The organism is Ruegeria sp. K5 (genome assembly GCF_056531805.1).
The window spans coordinates 684475-703376 of sequence record NZ_JBQFML010000001.1 but is presented as its reverse complement, the minus strand read 5'-3'; the positions used below and the strand labels follow the sequence as shown (position 1 = coordinate 703376).

The window sequence follows — 18902 nt, the reverse complement described above, 5'->3', positions numbered from 1 at the left end:
TATTTTTAAAAAGATGAAGCGCGGTCAGAGGCCGACCATGACGCGGATGTCCTGAGGCGACGCACCTTCGGATCGGTATTTTGAGATCGCGCGCGCGTCGTCGCGTTTTGCCAGCCGTTTTCCATTTTCGTCCCGGACAAGGTCGTGGTGGAGGTATTCAGGCGTCGGCAGGTCCAAAAGGGCTTGCAGCAGCACATGGATGCGGGTGGCTTCGAACAGGTCCTGCCCACGGATAACCCGTGTGATGCCTTGCTCGGCATCGTCCAGCACGACGGACAGATGGTAGGATGTGCCCATTCCCCGGCGCGCGAGGACCACGTCACCGATGGTTTCGGTCAATTCTTTGGGTGTGAAGGTGACAGTACCCGTTTCGCCGTTTGGCCCCTGGCCGAATTCGGCAAATTGACCTGCAGTGGGGTTTTTATCGAAGACGTGGCGCGCGGCTTTGGCCATGTCCAGTCGTAGTGCCTCGGTCCTTGGTCGGGGCGATGTTCCCCGCGTTTGGGGGCGGTTCCGGCAGGTTCCGGGATAGATCAAACCGTCCGGACCAAGCAGCGGCGCGCCCTCTTGCGGGGCGCTGACCGCCGCCCCGATGTCTTTGCGGTTGCAAGTGCAGGGATAAAGAAAGCCGCGTTGCCAGAGGCTGTCCAAAGCCGCGTCATAGATGGATTGCCGCTGCGACTGGCGCAGCGTCGGCTCGGGCCAGTCAAGGCCCAGCCAATGCAGGTCGTCATAGATCTGCTCTTCCCAGTGAGGCCGGGATCGGGATTGGTCGATATCTTCGATCCGCAGCAGAAAGGCACCGCCCTCGGCAGCCGCCATGTCACTGGCCAGCAGCGCCGAATAGGCGTGACCCAGATGAAGGGGACCCGTCGGAGAAGGCGCGAAGCGCGTGGTAAAAATCACGTTTTTTCTAATACATACACGTCAGATTTCATGTCCAGGCCGGGTAAATGCGGGCCATGTTCCCGGAACAGAAGACGCGCAGCCCCCATATCGAGCCAGTCGTTCAATCGTGACGTGTAGCTGTGATCCGCAAGCGTATGATCGTTAAAGGAAAAGGCCAGCTTTCCACCCTTGGGAAGCGCGTGCATAAGCATGTCCAGAGTTTCCGGCGGAGCGGCCCCCGAACCAATCACACCGATAGCCGTGATCGCCGCATAGGCATCTGGGGTCAACGGTGCGGGTTCGGTAATTTCAAAGCTCTTGAGATCCCGGTAAACAGCTTTGTCGCGCGCAACCTTCAGCATGTTTTCGGTTGGGTCCATGCCATCAAGCACTTCGAACCCGGCCTTGCGAAGCGCGACGCCGGACAGGCCGGTGCCACAGCCGTAATCCAGAACTGGCGTCAGGGGTTCCGGCATTTTCGACCAGAGCGCCTGGGCCACGCGGTCGGGGGTGGCATAGCCTTGCTCGGCCACCTCGGCCTCGTAGGTCGCGGCCCATTTCTGATAGTGGGCTTCGGTTTGTTCGGGTGTTTCCAGATCGTAGGTGCTTTTAAAGAATTCGTCGCTCATAACCACATGGTAGGCTGATCAACGGCGTCGCGTCCAGTCAGCACGCGGCCAGCCAGTTGGTCCATTCTTCTTTGGCGCGATCTGTGTAGGCTTTGTAACGGTCTTTGCGGCCGCGACGGCCACCCTTCAGGCCATCGACCGGGCGGAACAGGCCGAAATTTACGTTCATAGGCTGAAAGGTCTTTGCCTCGGCCCCGCCGGTGATGTGGTGGATCAGAGCGCCCATGGCGCTGTCTTGTGGCACTTCCGGCAGAGTGCGCCCCAGAATTTCAGCCGCTGCCAGACGACCGGCCAACAGGCCCATCGCGGCGCTTTCGACATACCCCTCGACCCCGGTGATCTGACCGGCAAAGCGGATATTCGGTTTCGATTTCAACCGCATCTGCGCGTCCAGCAAAGTGGGCGAGTTGATAAACGTGTTGCGGTGAATACCGCCCAAACGTGCGAAACTGGCGTTTTCAAGCCCGGGGATCATGCGGAACACCTCGGTCTGTGCGCCGTATTTCATCTTGGTCTGGAAACCTACAATGTTGAACAGCGTGCCCAAGGCATTGTCGCGACGCAATTGCACCACCGCATGAGGTTTCACGTCCGGCTGATGCGGATTGGTCAGGCCGACAGGCTTCATCGGACCGTGGCGCAGGGTTTCGCGACCACGCTCGGACATCACCTCGATCGGCAGACAGCCGTCAAAGTAACCTGCCGTCTCGCCTTCGTGGAACTCGGTCTTGTCGGCGGCCAGCAGGGCATCAATGAAGGCCTCATACTGGTCGCGGTCCATTGGGCAATTCAGATAGGCTGTGCGTTCCTCTTCCGTCTCGCCCTTGTCATAGCGTGACTGCATCCAGGCCTGGCTCATGTCGATGCTGTCAGCATAGACAATGGGGGCAATGGCATCGAAGAAGGCCAGCGAGTCCGCACCGGTTTCGGCCCGGATTGCCTCACCCAAAGCCGGAGAGGTCAGGGGGCCGGTGGCAAAGATCCAATGCCCGTCATCGGGAAGGGATGTGACCTCTTCGTCCGTCACGGTTACACGGGGATGGGCGCGCAGCTTGGCGGTGACATCCTCGGCAAACGGATCGCGGTCGACGGCCAGTGCGCCCCCGGCGGGCAGGCGGTGCGCATCGGCGGTGGTCATGATCAGGCCGTTCGCGGCACGCATTTCCCAGTGCAGCAGGCCCACGGCGTTTTGTTCGTCATCGTCGGACCGGAAGGAATTCGAACACACCATCTCGGCCAGATTGCCGGTCTGGTGCGCGAATGTGCCGACATTGGGGCGCATTTCATGGATCACAACATCCACGCCCATCTCGGCGGCTTGCCATGCGGCCTCGGACCCGGCCATGCCGCCGCCCACGATATGCAAAACTTGTGTCATGCGCTGCCACATAGGGCAGGGGGCAGGCAGACGCAACTCAACCCTGTCAGTGGCGTCGAATTTTATGGGAGGGTCTTGGGGTCGCCGCTGCGGGAATGTCAACGCCGGTGAGAGAAACCAGCTTGGAGGGACCTTCCGCCCACGGCGACCCAAAAGTGTACCTGAGGCCTCAGCCTCGTCTCAGCTTTGCCACAGTGTCGCCCTTTTGAAAAGTGCAAAAATGAAAACAGTGGCAAAAAATGTACCTAACAATTGCGTCATTGCGTCCAATTCGGGGGGCGTTTCTCAATAAAGGCGGAAATGCCTTCTTCTGTGTCCCGATGCAGCATATTCTGCGCCATTACCTCTCCGGTATAGGCGTAGGCCTGATCCAGCGGCATCTGAAGCTGTTGATAAAACGCCTCTTTTCCGATTTTGACGGCCGTTCCCAGCTTGCTGCCCAATTGCTCGGCCAATGAGATCGTTTCATGCTCCAGCAGCATTTCGGGCACGACGCGATTGACCAGACCCAATTCCGCGGCCCGTTCAGCCGAGATGAAATCGCCCGTTGTCAGCATCTCAAACGCATGTTTTCTGGGGATATTGCGGCTGAGCGCGACCATGGGGGTCGAGCAGAACAGCCCGATATTCACACCATTCACGCCAAATCGCGTGCCCTCGGCAGCGACCGCCAGATCGCAGGTTGCCACCAACTGGCAGCCCGCAGCCGTGGCGATGCCGTGCACTTGCGCGATAACCGGTTGCGGAAGTGTCTGAATGGACATCATCATTTTGGCGCAGCGCGCGAACAGGTCCTGGAAATAGGCCTTGCCGCCATCCTCGGACTGGCGACCGGCTGTCATCTGTTTCAGGTCGTGCCCGGCACAAAAGGCCTTGCCCGCGCCCGACAGCGTGATCGCTCGAATCGAGCTGTCCTCGCGCAGCGCGTCGAACTCGGATTGAAGGGCCGCCAGCATCTCATCGCTCAGGGCATTCAGCCTGTCAGGCGCGTTCAGTTTCAACTGAGCAACCGCGCCTGTGTCGTTACGTTCCAAAATTGCCATCTTGCCCTCCCGCTGGCTGTTGGTCCAACTCTAGGGCGCGACGTTCAGGAGGGGAAGTATGGGTTTAGCGCTGCAGAAGGACGAACTGTCACAATACCTTCACCAGGTATTTCCGCAGGTGAAACAGGATTTTGTTGTCGAGGACCTGACCGAAGACAGTGTGACCATGCGGATGATGGTGGCCGAGCGTCACTTGCGCCCCGGTGGCACCGTATCTGGCCCGTCCATTTTCAGCCTGGCGGATGTCAGCGTCTATGCGATGGTTTTGGCGCGCAAGGGGCGTCAATCCCTGGCAGTTACCACCAGCGGATCACTGGATTTTCTGCGCAAACCGGAAGGCGGCAAGGATCTGATCGCCGAATGCCGGTTGCTGAAACTGGGGCGCAGCCTTGCGGTCGGGGATGTGCTGATCTTCTCGGAAGGGTCGAACAAGCCTGTGGCGCGGGCCAATATGACTTATTCTATCCCGCCCGAAGGTTCGGCTGCGGCGAAATTTGGTTGAAAAAGGGCCGGGGACGAACCCCGGCCTAGGAAGAGGTCCCGTGATGGGACTGGGGATAATTCAAAGCTGCCAGAAATAGCGTTTTACTTCGCGTGTGGCTTGCATGCGGGTCAAACCCACATCTTCAAGCAGCCTGTCATCCAGATAGCTCAGGTTAATACGACTGCGACGACGGCGTTCCCATTGAGTGACCGCCGCCGCAAACCGCACGGCCAGCGCGGCGATCAGCGGCAGCCTGGGGCTGTCGTTCAGCAGCAAGAGGGCGGGGTTGTGCATTGTGCGTGTCATCTCAGTATTCCTTTCAAATTGTATTGACACAAAGCATTGTTGTTCGGTACAGTTGCTTGATACATTCGATATTGTGTCAAATGCAAAGGAAGAATTGTAATGGATACAATTTGGCCAGAAGCACTGCCAAAATCCAAGGGGCCAAAATACACTCTGGTCGCCGACACAATACGAAAAGCCATCGAAAGCAAAACGTTAGACATCGGAACCAAGCTGCCGCCGGTGCGTGAGCTGGCGTATCGATTGAAAATCACTCCAGGCACAGTTGCGCGGGCTTATACGATTCTGACGGACGAAGGCTTGCTACAAGCCGAGGTTGGGCGTGGTACATTCGTGGCCCCGCCAAAATCACCGATTCTGGACGATGTCTGGGCACGGCAGCTGCATCTGAGGGACGACAAGTACAATGCCAATGTCAGCCTGTTCAGCCCGCGTTTGGCAGATGCCGGGCAGGTGGCGTTGATCCGGGAGTGTCTGCAAAAGGTCTCGCAAGCCGATCCGGGGCTGTTTTTGAATTATCCAACGCGCGATGCGTATCAACCGATGCGTCAGGCGGTTGTCAACTGGTTGTCGGACTTGCCTTTGGGTGCCGTCTCGCATGACGACATTGTACTGACCCACGGCGGTCAGAACGGGCTGTGTCTTGTGTTCCAGACAATCCTGCGCGGTCCAAAGCCGACTGTTCTGGTCGAAGATCTGTCTTATGCCGGGTTCCGTCGGGCCGGAGAGCTGATGCGGGCCGAGGTCATTGGTGTGAAAATGGACAAATGGGGCATCGACCCGCAAGCGATGGAGCATGTGCTGCGGCAGAACCAGGCGCAGGCTGTTTGCGTCTCGCCCGAAGTGCAAAACCCAACCGGCGCACATACGCCATTGGAGCGGCGCAAAGAGGTTGTCGAAGTGGCCCGCCGTTTCGATCTGCAAATCGTTGAGGATGATTGTTATCGTATGGGCGACGCGCGCGAACCCAGCTATCGCGCTTTGGCACCGGAACGGGGTTGGCATGTCTCGTCAATCTCGAAAACCCTGACCCCGGCCTTGCGGGTCGGGTTTGCCATTGCTCCGAAGGAACGCAGCGTGGATCTGCGACGCTCGGCCGAATACGGGTATTTCGGTCTGGCGCAGCCACTTGCGGAACTTACCCGGTTGATCCTTTCCGATCCCCGCACCCGTCAGATCGCGCAGGACGTAAGGTCCCGTATGGGCGAATATGTGCGGGTAACGGTGAATGCGTTGGGGGGCTTTGATCTGAACTGGGCGCCGGATGTGCCCTTTGTCTGGCTGAACCTGCCATCCGGCTGGCGCGCCGCCGCCTTCAGCCGCGCGGCTGAGCGGGAAGGGATCCAATTGCGATCCGCGGATGAGTTCGCCTTGCGCGACGGGCGCGCGCCGAACGCTGTGCGTATCGCAATGAACGGTCACGTCTCATTGCAGCGGTTCGAGGATGCCATGCTGCGGCTGCGGGCACTGCTGGACAATCCACCTGAACAAATCAGCGTCTAAGCGGTTACAACTCGTCCAGATAATCCTCGGCCAGATCGGCGATTTCCTTTTGCTTGTCGGTGCCATTGATGACTCGCCGCGCCTCAAGGAAATCGGTCTTACCTTTCGAGACATAATCTTCCAGCTTTCGCCCCGTGAATGTGCCGATCTTCATGCCGTGGGCGATGGTGAACAGGGACGCGTCGTGCCGAAGGGCCAGATCGGGATCACCGACCAGATCAAGCCCCAGAATGCTGGAATACACCTTGTAATTATTCTCCCACGTCAGTTGCACATAGCCGCGTCCGTAATAGGGATAGTAGCGAAAGTTGTCCCTCCGCCACTTTTCACTGAGCCAGTAGGCTTCCTTTACCGGTTCGAAAGTGTGCCCGGTTTCCCACTGCGCGGTTGCAAGGCCGTAGGCGATCTGGGTCTTCAATCCCAAACCGATAAAGCGGAACATGGCGGCGATGCTGTCTTTGACTTCATCCTTACTGTCGGCGGGCATTGCGAGGATTGTGCGCAGCCGCTTGGCCTTTTTCTTCAGGTGATCGATCACAGCATCAGAGACGACCGAGGGATGGCCATTTCCGATGTCCTGCACCAGTTCGGCAAAGGCGTTTCGGGTTTTAGGCCCGATCAACCCATCCGCTTCGCCAAGGGGGTGGGCGCAGATGGCTAACCCTCTTTGAACGGCGGCCAGACGGGTTTTGTTCAGGTCATCCAGTCGTGTACCCGGATCGATTTTGTCTAACGCGGACAGGTCCAGCATGTTCCCCTCCTGAAATATGTGCTTGCGATGCAATCGCGTTTTGGAAACTGTCAGAAATTGAAAAATAGGGCAGCAGGATACTGCGCGAGGTGGAATTTCGATGGGGTAAAATAATACCTATTTTATAAAGCATTGTAATTACTATATAAAATAAGGTTTTCGGTTGTTGACGCGGCATTCCAGCGCGACTAAAACCCGTCCATCGAATTCGGGCCGCTCCGCTGGGGCGGTCTTTCACATCAAACAGGACTATCCTGCCATGAAAACCTTTTCTGCAACACCTGCAGACATCGACAAGAAATGGATCCTGATCGACGCCGAGGGCGTTGTTCTGGGCCGTCTTGCCTCGATCGTCGCCATGCGCCTGCGTGGCAAGCACAAAGCGTCGTTCACCCCGAACATGGACATGGGCGACAATGTCATTGTGATCAACGCTGACAAAATCCAGATGACCGGCAAGAAGCGCGAAGAAAACTTCTACTGGCACACTGGCCACCCGGGCGGCATCAAGTCGCGCACCAAACAGCAGATCCTGGAAGGTGCACACCCCGAGCGCGTCGTGACCCAGGCGGTCAAGCGCATGCTGCCGGGCAACCGTCTGGCGCGCCAGCAGATGACCAACCTGCGCGTTTATGCCGGTGCCGAGCACCCTCATGAGGCGCAAGCGCCCGAAGTTCTGGACGTCAAGTCCATGAACAAGAAAAACACCCGGAGCTAATGACCGATGGCTGATCAGATCAATACTCTCGAAGAGCTGAGCGCCGTCGCAGGCGTCGAAACCGTAGTCGAAGAAGTCATCGCACGTGAACCCGTGCGTGACGAACTGGGCCGTTCGTATGCCACCGGCAAGCGTAAAGACGCTGTTGCCCGCGTTTGGATCAAGCCGGGTTCCGGCAAGGTCACCGTGAACGGCAAAGACCAGGACAAGTACTTCGCGCGTCCCGTTCTGCAGCTGATCCTGCGCCAGCCGTTCCAGGTTGCCGGCGTGGAAGGTGAGTTTGACGTTGTTGCAACCGTCAAAGGCGGTGGCCTGACCGGTCAGGCCGGTGCGGTCAAGCACGGCATCTCGAAAGCGCTGCAACTGTACGATCCGTCGCTGCGCGGCGCTCTGAAAGCCGCTGGCTTCCTGACCCGCGACAGCCGCGTTGTGGAACGTAAGAAATACGGTAAGCGCAAAGCGCGTCGTTCGTTCCAGTTCTCGAAGCGTTAATCGCTGCGGAATACGACATTCGAAGGGCTCGCATTTGCGAGCCCTTTTTCTTTGCGATTACTCTTCGTAGACCAGTTTCCACGCCCCGTTTTCGACCACGTTCACAAAGACCGTGTCCGCGCCCTGATGGTCATCCGGGCCGTAGGTGATGTGGTTACCGACCAGTTCGTCGGTGTAGTCCAGCGACTCCATTGCCGCGATAAAGCTTTCATGGGTCAGGTCCGGACCGGCGGCCTCTAGCGCCTTGACCATCATTTCCGCAGCGGAATAGCCCAGCATCGCAAAGCCAACCGGATCTTCACCCGTTGCGGCCTTGTATTCCTCGATAAACGCAGCCGGCGCAGGTTCGTCGGCGCGTGCCCAAAGATCCTTCCACGACGCCGCCGCGTAGAAACCGTCGGTCACACCGCCCGGCACCTGCGCGACAACGGTCAGGAAGCTGGCCGAGGTGCCCAGGAATTTCATGTCGGTCAGGCCCATTTTCTTGGCAGTCCCAACGACCGTGATCGCCTGCCGTACGCCAAGCGCCATGGTGACGATGTCGCAGCCCTCTTCCTTGAGTTTGCTTAGCGAGCCGACAAAGTCCGTCTCATCCGGCTTGTGGGTGGTTTCGGCGACAAAGGAAATCCCGGCTTCTTCAGCCCCGGCTTTGCTGCCTTCCAGAATTTCCTCTCCAAAATCGGTGGGAAGATACATGGTGCAAACAGATTGTGATCCAAACTCACCGTTGAGGTATTTCACGCCAACCCGGGCCTGATCATAATAGGTCGAGAAGGATGTGAACTTATTGTCCATCGGTTCCTGCAGCATCTGCCGCGCGGCGGTCAGAGGGGCAACGTTGGGAATACCTTTGGGGTCCAGCAACTTGAACCCGGCCAGGTTCATCGGTGTGCCCAGCGATTGCAGCATTGCAAACACCTTGTCGCGGTTCAGCAGCTTGTTATAGCCCTGCATCGCGCGCGGCATCTGATAGCCATTATCCTCGACCACATAGCGGATCGAGCGACCATGCACGCCACCTGCCGCGTTCACCCGATCAAAGACCACATTCGCGCCTTTGGTGGCCGGAACACCCACGGCGGCGAAAATACCGCTCAGATCATTGACCGAGCCGATCACGATCTCATCGTCAGTGACCCCTTGCGTTTGCGCCCAACCCATCGTTGCCGCTGCAGTCAGCGCCGCAGCAACAGTCAGCCGGTTCCTCAGCTTGCTCATCTTTCTCCTCCCGTTTTATCCCTTGGTTAACTGTACATATCTTCAATCAAATGTGCGTGTTTCTTTTCCACCAGCCCGCGTTTCAGCTTCATCGTGGCTGTCAGTTCGTCATCCTCGGCCGTCAACAATACATCGATCAGGCGGAAATCCTTGATCTGCTCTACCCGCGCGAAATCGGAATTGACCGAAGCGACTTCGGCACCGATCAGGTCCTTGATTTCGGGTGCCGCGCAAAGTGATGCGAAGTTCGAGAAGGGGATTTTGCGGTCTTGTGCGAATTTCTCGACGTTTTCCTGATCGATCATGATTAGCGCGGTCAGGTATTTGCGCTGATCACCCACGATCACCGCGTCCGAGATATAGTGGCTGAACTTCAATCGGCTTTCGATTTCAGCCGGGGCGATATTCTTGCCGCCCGCCGTGATGATAATGTCCTTCATCCGACCGGTGATCGAAAGAAACCCGTCCTCGTCAATTTTCCCGACATCGCCGGTGCGCAGCCAACCGTCGGTGGTAAAGCTTTCAGCGGTTTTGGCGTTGTTGCGCCAGTAGCCCTGAAAGACATTCAGGCCCTTTACCTGAATTTCCCCGTCGTCCGAGATACGCATGGCACACCCCTCGACCGCGCGGCCAATGGTGCCGACGCGGTTGTCTTCGATCGTGTTCAGGGATGCCAGACCCGAGGTCTCGGTCATGCCAAACCCTTCGATCAACGGGACACCAATGGCCCAGTACCATTTCAGCAGATCAGGTGAGATCGGCGCCGCCCCGGACCCGCCGCGGCGCATTTTGTCCATGCCCAGCATCCGCCGCAGATTGCGCAGCACCAGATGATCCCAGACCCAGAACCGCGCGGCAATACTGGTTGGGACAGGCTGGCCTGTCGTCAGGTACTCGGCCCTTGCCAACCCGGCCTTTACCGCCAGACCAAAGGCCAACCGGCCCAGCGGCGTGGCATCCTGCGACATGATCTGGACCTGCGCATAGATCTTCTCCCACACACGGGGAACAGCGGTGAATGTGGTGGGCGAGACCTCTTGCAGGTTGGCGAACACCGTTTCCGGGCTTTCGGCGAAATTGACGGTGCAGCGGGCGGCCAAGGGGAAAAAGACGGAAACATCCCGTTCGAGAATATGGCACAGGGGCAGGAAGCAGAGCTGCTCGTCGCTGGCCAGGGTCGGCAGCGCCCTTGCACCGCATTCGATACCGGCCAGAATGTTCTCGTGACTCAGCATCGCGCCTTTTGGTTGGCCAGTGGTGCCCGAGGTGTAGACCAGCAAGGCGGTGTCCTGCGGTTTGGCAAGGGCAATTTCGGCCTCGAACCGGCTCGGATCTTCGGCTTCGGCCTGTTTGCCAAGCGCATAGAGGTCTTCGATCATCATACAGCGGGGATGATCCAGATCGTGCAGACCTTCGTCTTCCAGAATGATGACCTTCAGCAGCCCCGGAACCTCGTCTTCGACCTCAAGAAACTTGTCCAGTTGTTCTTCATTCTCGACAACCAGAAACCGGCTATCGCTGTCATTGATCAGGTATTGCACCTGTTTGGCCGCGTCAGTGGTGTAGATTCCGGAAGAAATACCCCCAACGCCTTGGATGCCCATATCGAACCAGGCCCATTCCTTACGGTCCTCGGACAGGATCGAGACCACTTCGCCGCGCTCAAGCCCAAGTTTGCGCAGCGCCAGACCGATCCATTTGGCGTGTTGCCAATAGTCGGTCCACGAATAGGACTTCCAGATGCCCAGATCCTTTTCCCGATGGGCCGAGCGATCACCCAGTTCCGCGCAGCGGCTTTGGAAAAGGTCCGAGATCGTGATGCAGCCATCCACGCGCACGGGGCGCTGACCGGGCGTTGCGTTCAACTGCACGCCGTTGATCGTGATCTGAGGGGGCAGGGGGGTGCTGTCCATCCGTGTCACCTCCACGTCTTTTTCCGCTTCCAGCGGCGGTTTTCCCGCGCGCCTTCTTCCTGCACGCCCAGATAGAAATTCTGGATGTCCTCGGATTGCAGCAATGTGTCGGCAGCCCCATCCATGACGATGCGTCCGACCTCCATCACATAACCATGATGCGCCAGTTCCAGCGCCGCGTGGGCATTCTGTTCAACCAGCATCATCGTCATGTTCTGTTCGTCATTCAACCGTTTGAGGATGCCGAAGATCTCCTGAACAAGCAGCGGCGACAGACCCAGCGAGGGTTCGTCCAGCAGCATGATCTTTGGACTGGCCATCAGGCCCCGGCCAATCGCCAGCATTTGCTGCTGACCGCCTGACAGGGTTCCGGCCTCTTGTGCGCGACGCTCTTTCAGAACCGGAAAATAGCTGAACACCATCTCGCGATCCTGTTCGATCTGGGCTTTGTCCTTGGCCGTGTAGGCCCCGAGGCTGAGGTTTTCGTTCACGGTCAGCAAGGGAAACACCTCGCGCCCCTCGGGGACATGAACGATGCCTTGTTGCACAACCTTATGCGGCTCGGACCCCTGAATATCCCGCCCGTCGAAGGTGATCTTGCCTTTTTCGGGGTCCATGACGCCCGAGACGGTTTTCATCAGCGTGGTCTTACCCGCGCCATTGGCCCCAAGGATCGAGACGATCTGACCCGGATGCACATCCAGCGAAACACCGCGGATGGCCATGATCGGGCCATAGAAGCTTTCGATATTGCGGATTTTCAGGATCGGCTCGCTCATGAGGCTTTCCCCAGATAGGCCTCGACCACGGCGGGGTGGGATTGCACCTCGGCGGGTGTTCCAAGGGCCAGTTTGGCCCCGTCCGCCATGGCCAGAACGCGGTCAGACACGCCCGAGACCAGACCCATGTCATGTTCGACCATAAGCACGGTGATCCCCATCTGCCGCCGGATGTCATCGATCCACCAGCGCATATCCGTGGTTTCCTCGACCGACAGGCCTGAGGCTGGTTCGTCCAGCAGCAACAGCTTTGGATCGGTGGCCAGCGCGCGCGCCACCTCGACCACTTTGCGCACACCGTATGGCAGGCCCGAGATCATCTTGTCGCGATAGGCCTGCAGGTCGAGGAAGTCGATGATCTGTTCGACCTTCTCGCGGTTTTCCAGTTCCTGCCTGCGGGCCGAGGGTAGGAACAGAACCTCGGACAGCAGGTTGGTTTTGCGGTGCCGGTGCCGACCGACCAGCAGGTTTTGCAGCACGGTGGCATGTTCGAACAACTCGATATTCTGAAAGGTCCGCGCCACGCCAAAGGCGGCCACGCCCGAAGGTTTCACCCGCAACAGATCATGCCCGTCAAAGCGGATCGAGCCCGCGACCGGGTCATAGAAGCGTGAGATCAGATTGAACACAGTGGACTTGCCCGCGCCGTTGGGGCCGACGATGGCAAACACCTCGCCCTCCTCGACCTCAAACGACAGATTGTCGACCGCGGTGACGCCGCCGAATTTCAGGGTGACGTTCTCGAACTCCAGCAGACTCATCTCAGACGCTCCGTCTTGAGATAGGATTTCTGCCGTTTGAACATGTCCTTGCGGTAGAAGGGGAACAGCTCGAACCAGGTGCGGATTTTCAGCCAGCGGCCATACATGCCCAAGGGTTCGAACAGGATGAAGGCGATCAGGATCATGCCGAAAATGCCGAATTCCAGCCCCGGAATAGCGACTGTACTGCCGCCGAACAGGACACCCACATACTCCTTCGAGATTGACAGGAATTGCGGCAGGAAGCCGATCACGATAGCCCCCAGAAACGCGCCGTGGATCGAGCCCAGCCCACCAATCACAATCATCATCAACAACTGGATCGAGATCAGAACTGAGAAAGTTTCATTGTTGAACGCCCCAGAAAACATGCCCATCAACGCGCCGGCCCAGCCGGTTACGGCACAGGACAACGCGAACGAGATCATCTTGGTTCGGGCAATATCGACCCCCATGGCTTGCGCGGAGACTTCCGAATCCCGCACGGCGATGAAGCTGCGCCCCAAAGGTGCGCGCAGCAGGTTGATATAGCCCAGCGTGACCAGAACAGCGACGCTCAGCACCAGCCAGAAGAATGGGGCGGGGGTGCCCCAGCGATCCACACTCAGGCCAAAGATGTCGACGCCGCCGATGAACTTGCCCGCCACGCCACCCGTCAGAGGCTCGGCCAGAACGATCACGTCATCCATCAGGATGGACAATGCCATGGTAAAGATCGCCAGATAGATCCCGTGCAGGCGCAGGGCAGGGATGGCCACGGTGACACCGGCTATTCCGGTCAGGACACCGGCCAGCGGGAAAGCGATCAGGAAGGGTACGCCAGCCTCGATCAGGATCACATTGGCATAACAGCCAAAGGCCAGAAATGCAGCGTGACCAAGGCTGACCTGCCCCGTATGGCCGGTCAGGATCATCAGACCCAGACCGGCGATGGCCCAGATCAGGACATTGGTCAACTCACCCAGATAAAAGTCATCCAGCCACCACGGGGCAACCGCGACGACGACTAGCAGGAGCAGATACAGAACCAGTTGGTAGCGGTCCTTCCAGGGCCGAATATCCTGCATGTAGTTGGTTTTGAAAACGATGCGCATCGATCAGACCTTCTTGACCCGAACCTGGCTGAACAGGCCGTTGGGCCGGAAGATCAGCACGGCCAGCAGCAGCGCATAAGGGGCGATCTGGCTGTAGCCTGCGGCGATATAACGGCTGGCAAACGGCTCGATCACGCCGACGATCAGACCACCCGCCAACGCGCCGGGCAGGCTGCCGAAGCCGCCAATCACGGCGGCAGCAAAAGCCTTGATCCCCAGCAAGCCCGTCGTTGGATCGACCGAGCCCTTCGCGGCGAAGAGGATACCGGCGATCCCGGCCACAACTCCGGCCAGCGCCCAGATGAACCCCTGCACGCGCTTGACCGGAATGCCCATGTAATAGGCCGCCAACTGGTTCTGTGACGCACCCTGCATCGCCAGCCCCAGCTTGGTTCTGCTGAAGAACACATAAAGACTCCAGGTCAGCAGGATGGTGACGACGATGACAGCAACGTCCTCCATCCCCAGAACAAGCCCGCCAAAGCGGACCTCTTTTCCGGCCAGTGGGTTTTGCAGTGTCTGCGGCTCGTGCCCCCAGATCAGCCCGGCGACAAAGCGGATCACAAAACCCAAAGCGATGGTCAGGATGACAACGGCGGTTTGGCTTTGGCCGAACATGCGGCGAATGATCAGGCGGTCCAGCAGATACCCCAGCGCCCCCATGATACCCAGAGAAATCGGCAATGCCATCCAGAAGGGCAGGCCCATATATTCGGTGTTTGTCAGGCCGATCGTGACAAAGGCCCCCAGCATCATGAAATCGCCTTGTGCGAAGTTCACCGCTTCGGTCGCCTTGTAGATCAGGACAAAACCAAGCGCGATCAGGCCGTAAACACACCCGTTCGCCAGCCCGCTGATCAGCAGCTGCGCGTTATCCAAACTCACCTCCCCATGCCGGTTGTCCGGTTCGTGTCCAACCCGCACAGCAAAGGTGCGGCGTTCGTTCTACTATGGCGTGATAATCACCTTCCCGTCACTCTTTTTTAGCGCATCGGCAAGATTTGGGATCAGATTCCTGAGTGTAAGCCGTTCTGACACATCGGTTTTCCATCGCCCATCGGCAAACCGGGCCTGAACTTCGGTCACAACGCGCATCTGGTCTGCGGGCGGCGTGGACATCATCCATTGCGTCAGCCAGAAGCCTTCGATCCGCTTGCCCATAAAGATCAACTGACCGGTTTGCGTCAGCGTCGGGGCCTCGTTGCCCAGCTTGCCATAGCACACCCACTGCGCCTTGTTTGGCATGGCACAGAACACCTGTTCCGAGAGTTGATCCATCACCGCATCCAGAAACATGCGAGGTTTCAGTGTGCGGCTCAGCTCGGCGAATTTCTGGCCCACATCAGGGTCCGAGGCGACCAGCACCTCGGACGCGCCAAGGTCTTTGAGCATATCGACAGTCTCGGCCCGCCGGACCAGAGCGATGGGTTTCAGACCCAGATCGCGCCCCAAGCTGCACATCAGCTTGCCCAGTTGGCTGGTCGCGGCCGAGATGACAAAGGCGTCGCCTGCCTCTTTCGCCATGTCGACCATTGCCATCGCGGTCAGCGGGTTGACGATCTGAGCCGCACCGTCATCGTCCGAGATGTCCGGGCGCAGCGGGATGCACATCTGCATCTGGGTCACCACATACTCGGCCCACGCGCCCGAACCTGCCGCCACAAAGGCCACGCGCTGATCCTGTAACGACTCGGCCCCTTTGCCGGTGGCCACCACATCGCCGCACCCCTCAAAACCCGCCGCAGCCCCCTTGACCCGAGGTTGTCCGTACTCGCCCTTGATGAAATGCAGATCCGATGGATTGACCGAGGCTGCACGCAGCTTGATCAGAACCTGACCGGGGCCGGGCTGGGGAACGGGCAGTTCCGCTTCGGCCAGCCAGTCATCGGCATCCTCGATCACCGGGCCGGTCATGGTGCCGGAATAACCCTCATGCCTGAGGATGGTTGCGAACATGGAAGAGGGGATATCGGTCACGGTTACGTCCTCAAAATTGTCGCCGTTGTATCGCTTGAATCCGAAGGACCCTGCGAAATGGCGATGGTTTGGGTGTAACGTGAGCCAAGCAAATGGGGGCTGCTGCGTCAATCGCGCGGATACCTGACCCAACGGAAGGGACGGTAACGTCCAAAAAAGGGGTCAGCCCTGAAAGCTGACCCCCGTTTTTTTATTGTTGCGTCAACAGATTGCGCAGGTCCTGGATCTTTTGCAAAATCGTCTCGGGCGAGGCTTTGATCTCATCAAAGATCTGGATCGCCTGGGTTTTCAGCTCTTCCGACAGCGCGCTGTCCTGAACCGAGGCAACCATGGCGTCATAGTCGAACTGCTGCGCGGTCAGCATTCCGTCCTGCAGCCACGAGTTGAAGAGTTCCTGACCCTGACCTGCCAGCGCCGCAACCTGATCGCCAGCCTGCTCGGCCGCATCCGCGGCTTGATCCGCGACCGAAGACGCGGCCTCGGCTGCCTGATCCGCAGCAGCATCCAACGCTTCCGAGGCGGTATTCTGCGCGGACTCAACCGCGTCAGTCACAGCCTCTTGCGCGTCGGCCACCGCGTCGCTTGCCGCGTCTTGTGCCTCTGTCGCCGCGTCGTTCACAGCTTCGGCTGCATCTTGTGCGGCGTCCTGCAATTGCTCTGCCGGGGTGGGCTCGGGTTGGTTCAGATAGTAATAGCCGCCAGCGCCGATTGCAGCGATGACAATGGCCAGAATAAGAGTACGCGACATGTGAATCTCCTTTGGAATTTGTGTCGCCGGGATGCGGCAAAACTAACTGTTCTCAAAGGGGAATTCCGCGAGTTTTTCTGCATCTGCGAGATATGCGCCATGCTACGCTGATCCAGCCGGTCCGGCACGGCAATAACACGCCAACCCGCACGATGATCTTAGATTTCTGGCCACACACCACTTGAAAGTTGCGCGCTCTTTGACGTCGGAATTTCTGGCTACTCTGATTGAGTGGCGGAGAGACAGGGATTCGAACCCTGGGTGGGCTTGCACCCACAACGGTTTTCGAGACCGCCCCGTTCGACCACTCCGGCACCTCTCCGCGGGGGTCTGTGAGGGGGGGATTTAGTGAGGAACGGGCAGGGGTGCAAGCAGAAAATTCCTCAAACTCAGAAAGCCGTGATTTTCCATTGCCTGCCGGATCAAAACACCTAGGCTGATGGGTATGACACATCATGCCCAACGCCTTGCTCTTTCGTTTTTGGCCCCGCTTATCGCGCTGTTGCTTTTGCCTTCACTTGTGGCCGCAGCCAATCGTGACCGGATTGAGGCTTTTCTGACCACCACGGGATTTGACGTTGCCCTGGAAAGCATCGCACTTGCGTCCGGGTCGGCACCGCAAATGCTTGGAATAGACCCGGACGGATTCGGCTCGGACTGGACGCGCCTGACGGAAGAGGTGTTCGACACCGAGGGCATGCATGAAACAGCCGTGTCGATCCTTGAGCAGACCCTGAATGACGAGGCTTTGAACCATGCGGTTGACTTTTATGCCTCGGATCTGGGTCAGCGCCTGGTCGTGGCCGAAAATGCCTCGCACCTGAAAGAGGATGAGGACGGCAAGCAACTGGAAGGACAGCAGATCTTTGCCGCGCTGGTCGAGGCGGGGTCGCCACGGGTTGAAAGCTACAAGCGCATGAACGCGGCGATTGACTCGTCGGGGACTGCATTGCGGGCCTTGCAGGAGATTCAGGTGCGGTTTCTGCTGGCGGCAAGCGCTTCGGGCGTTATCGAATTGCAGCTGAGCGCGGATGAGTTGCGGGAAATGCTCAAACACAATGAGGCCGGGATGCGCCAATCGCTGCAATTGTCGGGGCTGGCGGGGGCTGCGTATACCTATCAGAGCTTCTCGGACGCCGAAGTGGATGACTATGTCGAGGCGCTGGAACACCCTCTGATGCAGGAAGTCTACGAATTGCTGAACGCAATCCAATACGAGATCATGGCCATGCGGTTCGAAGTTCTGGCAGCCCGAATGGCTGAATTGCACCCCGCGCAAGACATATGATGCGTCTGCTGGCACTTATTCCCGCGCTGCTTTTTTGGGTTGCGCCCGGCTTTGCCAGTGAAAAGGTCGAACGGCTGGCCCTGGCCATGCATTTAATGCAGGCGATGGACATTATTGTCGACGAAGGCGACACCCAGCGGCAGGAACTGGACAAGACCCTATTGGACAATTCCGGTGGCGAGTTCTTTGAGGCGCAGGTCGAGGACATCTTTGACCCTGTCTGGATGCGCAACCGGATGACCGACGCTTTTGAGGTCGGACTGACCGATGCTCAACTGGATCAGGCAATCGTGTTTTTCGAAAGCGACCTGGGACAGACCATTATCACGCTGGAAAACTCGGCCCGGCGGGCATTTCTGGATGAAACCATCGAGGATATGGCGCGGGAGGCTTATGAAAATGCCTCGAAGGACGACGTGCATTATGAACTGGTGGACGAGTTTATACAGGTAAACGATCTGATTGACCTGAACGTTCAGGGCGCGCTGAGTGCCGATTACAATTTCTTCAAGGGGTTGGAATACGGCCCCAGCTCTGACGATGCCGAGTTGCTGGCGCAGCTTTTGGCCGAACAGGATGCGGTTACCGCAGATACGACCTCATGGGTCTATTCCTTTCTGCTGATGGCCTATGCCCCGCTGGACGAGACGCAGATGCGCGAATACATTGCCTTTTCCCGAACCGAGACGGGCAAGGCCCTGAACGACGCCTTGTTTGACGGGTTCGACCGGATGTTCGATGGAATTTCCTTCCGCTTGGGCGAGGCCGTTGCACAGGTTTTGAACGCCCCGGATCTTTAGGCCCGGTTGGGTGTTGACTTTGCCCCGCAATCTATGGATAAGCGCGCATCCCGGCCGGTTTTCCGCGCCGGGTCTCGTTATTATTTGACCCATCGGGATTGTCCCGGGGTCGTCACACAGCCCGAAAAGGGC

At 58.3% G+C, this 18902-nt stretch carries 19 protein-coding genes, 1 tRNA gene and 1 pseudogene; 6 read left to right on the top strand and 15 right to left on the bottom strand.

Annotated elements, in window-relative coordinates:
* Positions 1-24: 24 nt before the first annotated feature.
* The 4 genes and pseudogenes from gluQRS to ACR0MO_RS03580 all read right to left on the bottom strand — a co-directional run.
* On the bottom strand, positions 25-906 hold the full coding sequence (gene gluQRS, locus ACR0MO_RS03595; protein WP_170450758.1) for a tRNA glutamyl-Q(34) synthetase GluQRS: 882 nt from the start codon (positions 904-906) through the stop codon (positions 25-27).
* Positions 903-1517, bottom strand: coding sequence for a methyltransferase domain-containing protein (locus ACR0MO_RS03590; RefSeq protein ID WP_170450756.1), 615 nt, complete (start codon positions 1515-1517; stop codon positions 903-905). The genes gluQRS and ACR0MO_RS03590 overlap by 4 nt, the downstream gene beginning before the upstream one ends.
* A 37-nt stretch (positions 1518-1554) precedes the next feature.
* Positions 1555-2895 (bottom strand): methylenetetrahydrofolate--tRNA-(uracil(54)-C(5))-methyltransferase (FADH(2)-oxidizing) TrmFO, encoded by a 1341-nt coding sequence (gene trmFO, locus ACR0MO_RS03585; RefSeq protein ID WP_480889744.1) that lies wholly within the window; start codon positions 2893-2895, stop codon positions 1555-1557.
* Between the two features lie 257 nt (positions 2896-3152).
* Positions 3153-3947: pseudogene (locus tag ACR0MO_RS03580) on the bottom strand (enoyl-CoA hydratase); the annotation flags it as partial.
* A 49-nt stretch (positions 3948-3996) separates the two neighbouring features.
* Here ACR0MO_RS03580 and ACR0MO_RS03575 point away from each other — a divergent pair.
* Positions 3997-4440 (top strand): PaaI family thioesterase, encoded by a 444-nt coding sequence (locus tag ACR0MO_RS03575; protein WP_480889742.1) that lies wholly within the window; start codon positions 3997-3999, stop codon positions 4438-4440.
* Between the two features lie 60 nt (positions 4441-4500).
* On the opposite strand, the gene ACR0MO_RS03570 is transcribed toward ACR0MO_RS03575, so the two are convergent.
* A complete protein-coding gene (locus tag ACR0MO_RS03570) occupies positions 4501-4728 on the bottom strand; it encodes a YjiS-like domain-containing protein (protein ID WP_170450749.1) in 228 nt (75 codons plus the stop codon).
* 99 nt (positions 4729-4827) lie between these two features.
* On the opposite strand from ACR0MO_RS03570, the gene ACR0MO_RS03565 reads away from it, so the two are divergent.
* Entirely contained in the window at positions 4828-6231 is a 1404-nt protein-coding gene (locus ACR0MO_RS03565; protein ID WP_480889739.1) for an aminotransferase-like domain-containing protein, read from the top strand.
* A 4-nt stretch (positions 6232-6235) separates the two neighbouring features.
* On the opposite strand, the gene ACR0MO_RS03560 is transcribed toward ACR0MO_RS03565, so the two are convergent.
* Positions 6236-6982, bottom strand: a complete 747-nt coding sequence (locus tag ACR0MO_RS03560) for a glycoside hydrolase family 19 protein (protein WP_480889736.1) — start codon at positions 6980-6982, stop codon at positions 6236-6238.
* Between the two features lie 259 nt (positions 6983-7241).
* Here ACR0MO_RS03560 and rplM point away from each other — a divergent pair, with 259 nt between their 5' ends.
* Positions 7242-7700 (top strand): 50S ribosomal protein L13, encoded by a 459-nt coding sequence (rplM, locus tag ACR0MO_RS03555; RefSeq protein ID WP_039536983.1) that lies wholly within the window; start codon positions 7242-7244, stop codon positions 7698-7700.
* A 6-nt stretch (positions 7701-7706) separates the two neighbouring features.
* The gene (rpsI, locus tag ACR0MO_RS03550) at positions 7707-8192 is read left to right on the top strand and encodes a 30S ribosomal protein S9 (protein ID WP_170518545.1); all 486 of its coding nucleotides are present in this window, start codon (positions 7707-7709) and stop codon (positions 8190-8192) included.
* Positions 8193-8249: 57 nt separating this feature from the next.
* Here the strand turns inward: rpsI and ACR0MO_RS03545 are convergent, their stop codons facing one another.
* The 9 genes from ACR0MO_RS03545 to ACR0MO_RS03505 all read right to left on the bottom strand — a co-directional run bounded on the left by ACR0MO_RS03545 (position 8250) and on the right by ACR0MO_RS03505 (position 17004).
* Positions 8250-9410, bottom strand: coding sequence for an ABC transporter substrate-binding protein (locus ACR0MO_RS03545; RefSeq protein WP_170450741.1), 1161 nt, complete (start codon positions 9408-9410; stop codon positions 8250-8252).
* Between the two features lie 26 nt (positions 9411-9436).
* Positions 9437-11323, bottom strand: coding sequence for an AMP-dependent synthetase/ligase (locus ACR0MO_RS03540; protein ID WP_170450739.1), 1887 nt, complete (start codon positions 11321-11323; stop codon positions 9437-9439).
* Positions 11324-11328: 5 nt separating this feature from the next.
* On the bottom strand, positions 11329-12102 hold the full coding sequence (locus ACR0MO_RS03535; protein WP_170450737.1) for an ABC transporter ATP-binding protein: 774 nt from the start codon (positions 12100-12102) through the stop codon (positions 11329-11331).
* Positions 12099-12863, bottom strand: a complete 765-nt coding sequence (locus ACR0MO_RS03530) for an ABC transporter ATP-binding protein (RefSeq protein WP_170450735.1) — start codon at positions 12861-12863, stop codon at positions 12099-12101. The genes ACR0MO_RS03535 and ACR0MO_RS03530 overlap by 4 nt, the downstream gene beginning before the upstream one ends.
* On the bottom strand, positions 12860-13957 hold the full coding sequence (locus ACR0MO_RS03525; RefSeq protein WP_170621795.1) for a branched-chain amino acid ABC transporter permease: 1098 nt from the start codon (positions 13955-13957) through the stop codon (positions 12860-12862). The genes ACR0MO_RS03530 and ACR0MO_RS03525 overlap by 4 nt, the downstream gene beginning before the upstream one ends.
* Positions 13958-13960: 3 nt before the next feature.
* Positions 13961-14836 (bottom strand): branched-chain amino acid ABC transporter permease, encoded by an 876-nt coding sequence (locus tag ACR0MO_RS03520; RefSeq protein WP_170450732.1) that lies wholly within the window; start codon positions 14834-14836, stop codon positions 13961-13963.
* Between the two features lie 69 nt (positions 14837-14905).
* Positions 14906-15934 carry an alcohol dehydrogenase catalytic domain-containing protein gene (locus ACR0MO_RS03515; protein ID WP_480626003.1) on the bottom strand — a complete coding sequence of 343 codons (1029 nt, stop codon included), beginning with the start codon at positions 15932-15934 and terminating at the stop codon, positions 14906-14908.
* 190 nt (positions 15935-16124) lie between these two features.
* Positions 16125-16682 carry a hypothetical protein gene (locus ACR0MO_RS03510; protein WP_480780586.1) on the bottom strand — a complete coding sequence of 186 codons (558 nt, stop codon included), beginning with the start codon at positions 16680-16682 and terminating at the stop codon, positions 16125-16127.
* A gap of 232 nt (positions 16683-16914) precedes the next feature.
* Positions 16915-17004, bottom strand: a tRNA-Ser gene (locus ACR0MO_RS03505).
* A gap of 123 nt (positions 17005-17127) precedes the next feature.
* Here ACR0MO_RS03505 and ACR0MO_RS03500 point away from each other — a divergent pair.
* Entirely contained in the window at positions 17128-17970 is an 843-nt protein-coding gene (locus ACR0MO_RS03500) for a DUF2059 domain-containing protein (RefSeq protein WP_170518569.1), read from the top strand.
* Positions 17967-18770 carry a DUF2059 domain-containing protein gene (locus ACR0MO_RS03495; protein ID WP_480780587.1) on the top strand — a complete coding sequence of 268 codons (804 nt, stop codon included), beginning with the start codon at positions 17967-17969 and terminating at the stop codon, positions 18768-18770. Before ACR0MO_RS03500 ends, ACR0MO_RS03495 begins: the two co-directional genes overlap by 4 nt.
* Positions 18771-18902 lie beyond the last annotated feature (132 nt).

What these genes read in the sequence shown, in the direction of transcription:
- ACR0MO_RS03590 (WP_170450756.1), bottom strand. Translation starts at nt 1,517, where the DNA reads ATGAGCGACGAATTCTTTAAAAGCACCTACGATCTGGAAACACCCGAA.
- trmFO (WP_480889744.1), bottom strand. Translation starts at nt 2,895, where the DNA reads ATGACACAAGTTTTGCATATCGTGGGCGGCGGCATGGCCGGGTCCGAG.
- ACR0MO_RS03575 (WP_480889742.1), top strand. Translation starts at nt 3,997, where the DNA reads ATGGGTTTAGCGCTGCAGAAGGACGAACTGTCACAATACCTTCACCAG.
- ACR0MO_RS03570 (WP_170450749.1), bottom strand. Translation starts at nt 4,728, where the DNA reads ATGACACGCACAATGCACAACCCCGCCCTCTTGCTGCTGAACGACAGC.
- ACR0MO_RS03565 (WP_480889739.1), top strand. Translation starts at nt 4,828, where the DNA reads ATGGATACAATTTGGCCAGAAGCACTGCCAAAATCCAAGGGGCCAAAA.
- ACR0MO_RS03560 (WP_480889736.1), bottom strand. Translation starts at nt 6,982, where the DNA reads ATGCTGGACCTGTCCGCGTTAGACAAAATCGATCCGGGTACACGACTG.
- rplM (WP_039536983.1), top strand. Translation starts at nt 7,242, where the DNA reads ATGAAAACCTTTTCTGCAACACCTGCAGACATCGACAAGAAATGGATC.
- rpsI (WP_170518545.1), top strand. Translation starts at nt 7,707, where the DNA reads ATGGCTGATCAGATCAATACTCTCGAAGAGCTGAGCGCCGTCGCAGGC.
- ACR0MO_RS03545 (WP_170450741.1), bottom strand. Translation starts at nt 9,410, where the DNA reads ATGAGCAAGCTGAGGAACCGGCTGACTGTTGCTGCGGCGCTGACTGCA.
- ACR0MO_RS03540 (WP_170450739.1), bottom strand. Translation starts at nt 11,323, where the DNA reads ATGGACAGCACCCCCCTGCCCCCTCAGATCACGATCAACGGCGTGCAG.
- ACR0MO_RS03535 (WP_170450737.1), bottom strand. Translation starts at nt 12,102, where the DNA reads ATGAGCGAGCCGATCCTGAAAATCCGCAATATCGAAAGCTTCTATGGC.
- ACR0MO_RS03530 (WP_170450735.1), bottom strand. Translation starts at nt 12,863, where the DNA reads ATGAGTCTGCTGGAGTTCGAGAACGTCACCCTGAAATTCGGCGGCGTC.
- ACR0MO_RS03525 (WP_170621795.1), bottom strand. Translation starts at nt 13,957, where the DNA reads ATGCGCATCGTTTTCAAAACCAACTACATGCAGGATATTCGGCCCTGG.
- ACR0MO_RS03510 (WP_480780586.1), bottom strand. Translation starts at nt 16,682, where the DNA reads ATGTCGCGTACTCTTATTCTGGCCATTGTCATCGCTGCAATCGGCGCT.
- ACR0MO_RS03500 (WP_170518569.1), top strand. Translation starts at nt 17,128, where the DNA reads ATGACACATCATGCCCAACGCCTTGCTCTTTCGTTTTTGGCCCCGCTT.
- ACR0MO_RS03495 (WP_480780587.1), top strand. Translation starts at nt 17,967, where the DNA reads ATGATGCGTCTGCTGGCACTTATTCCCGCGCTGCTTTTTTGGGTTGCG.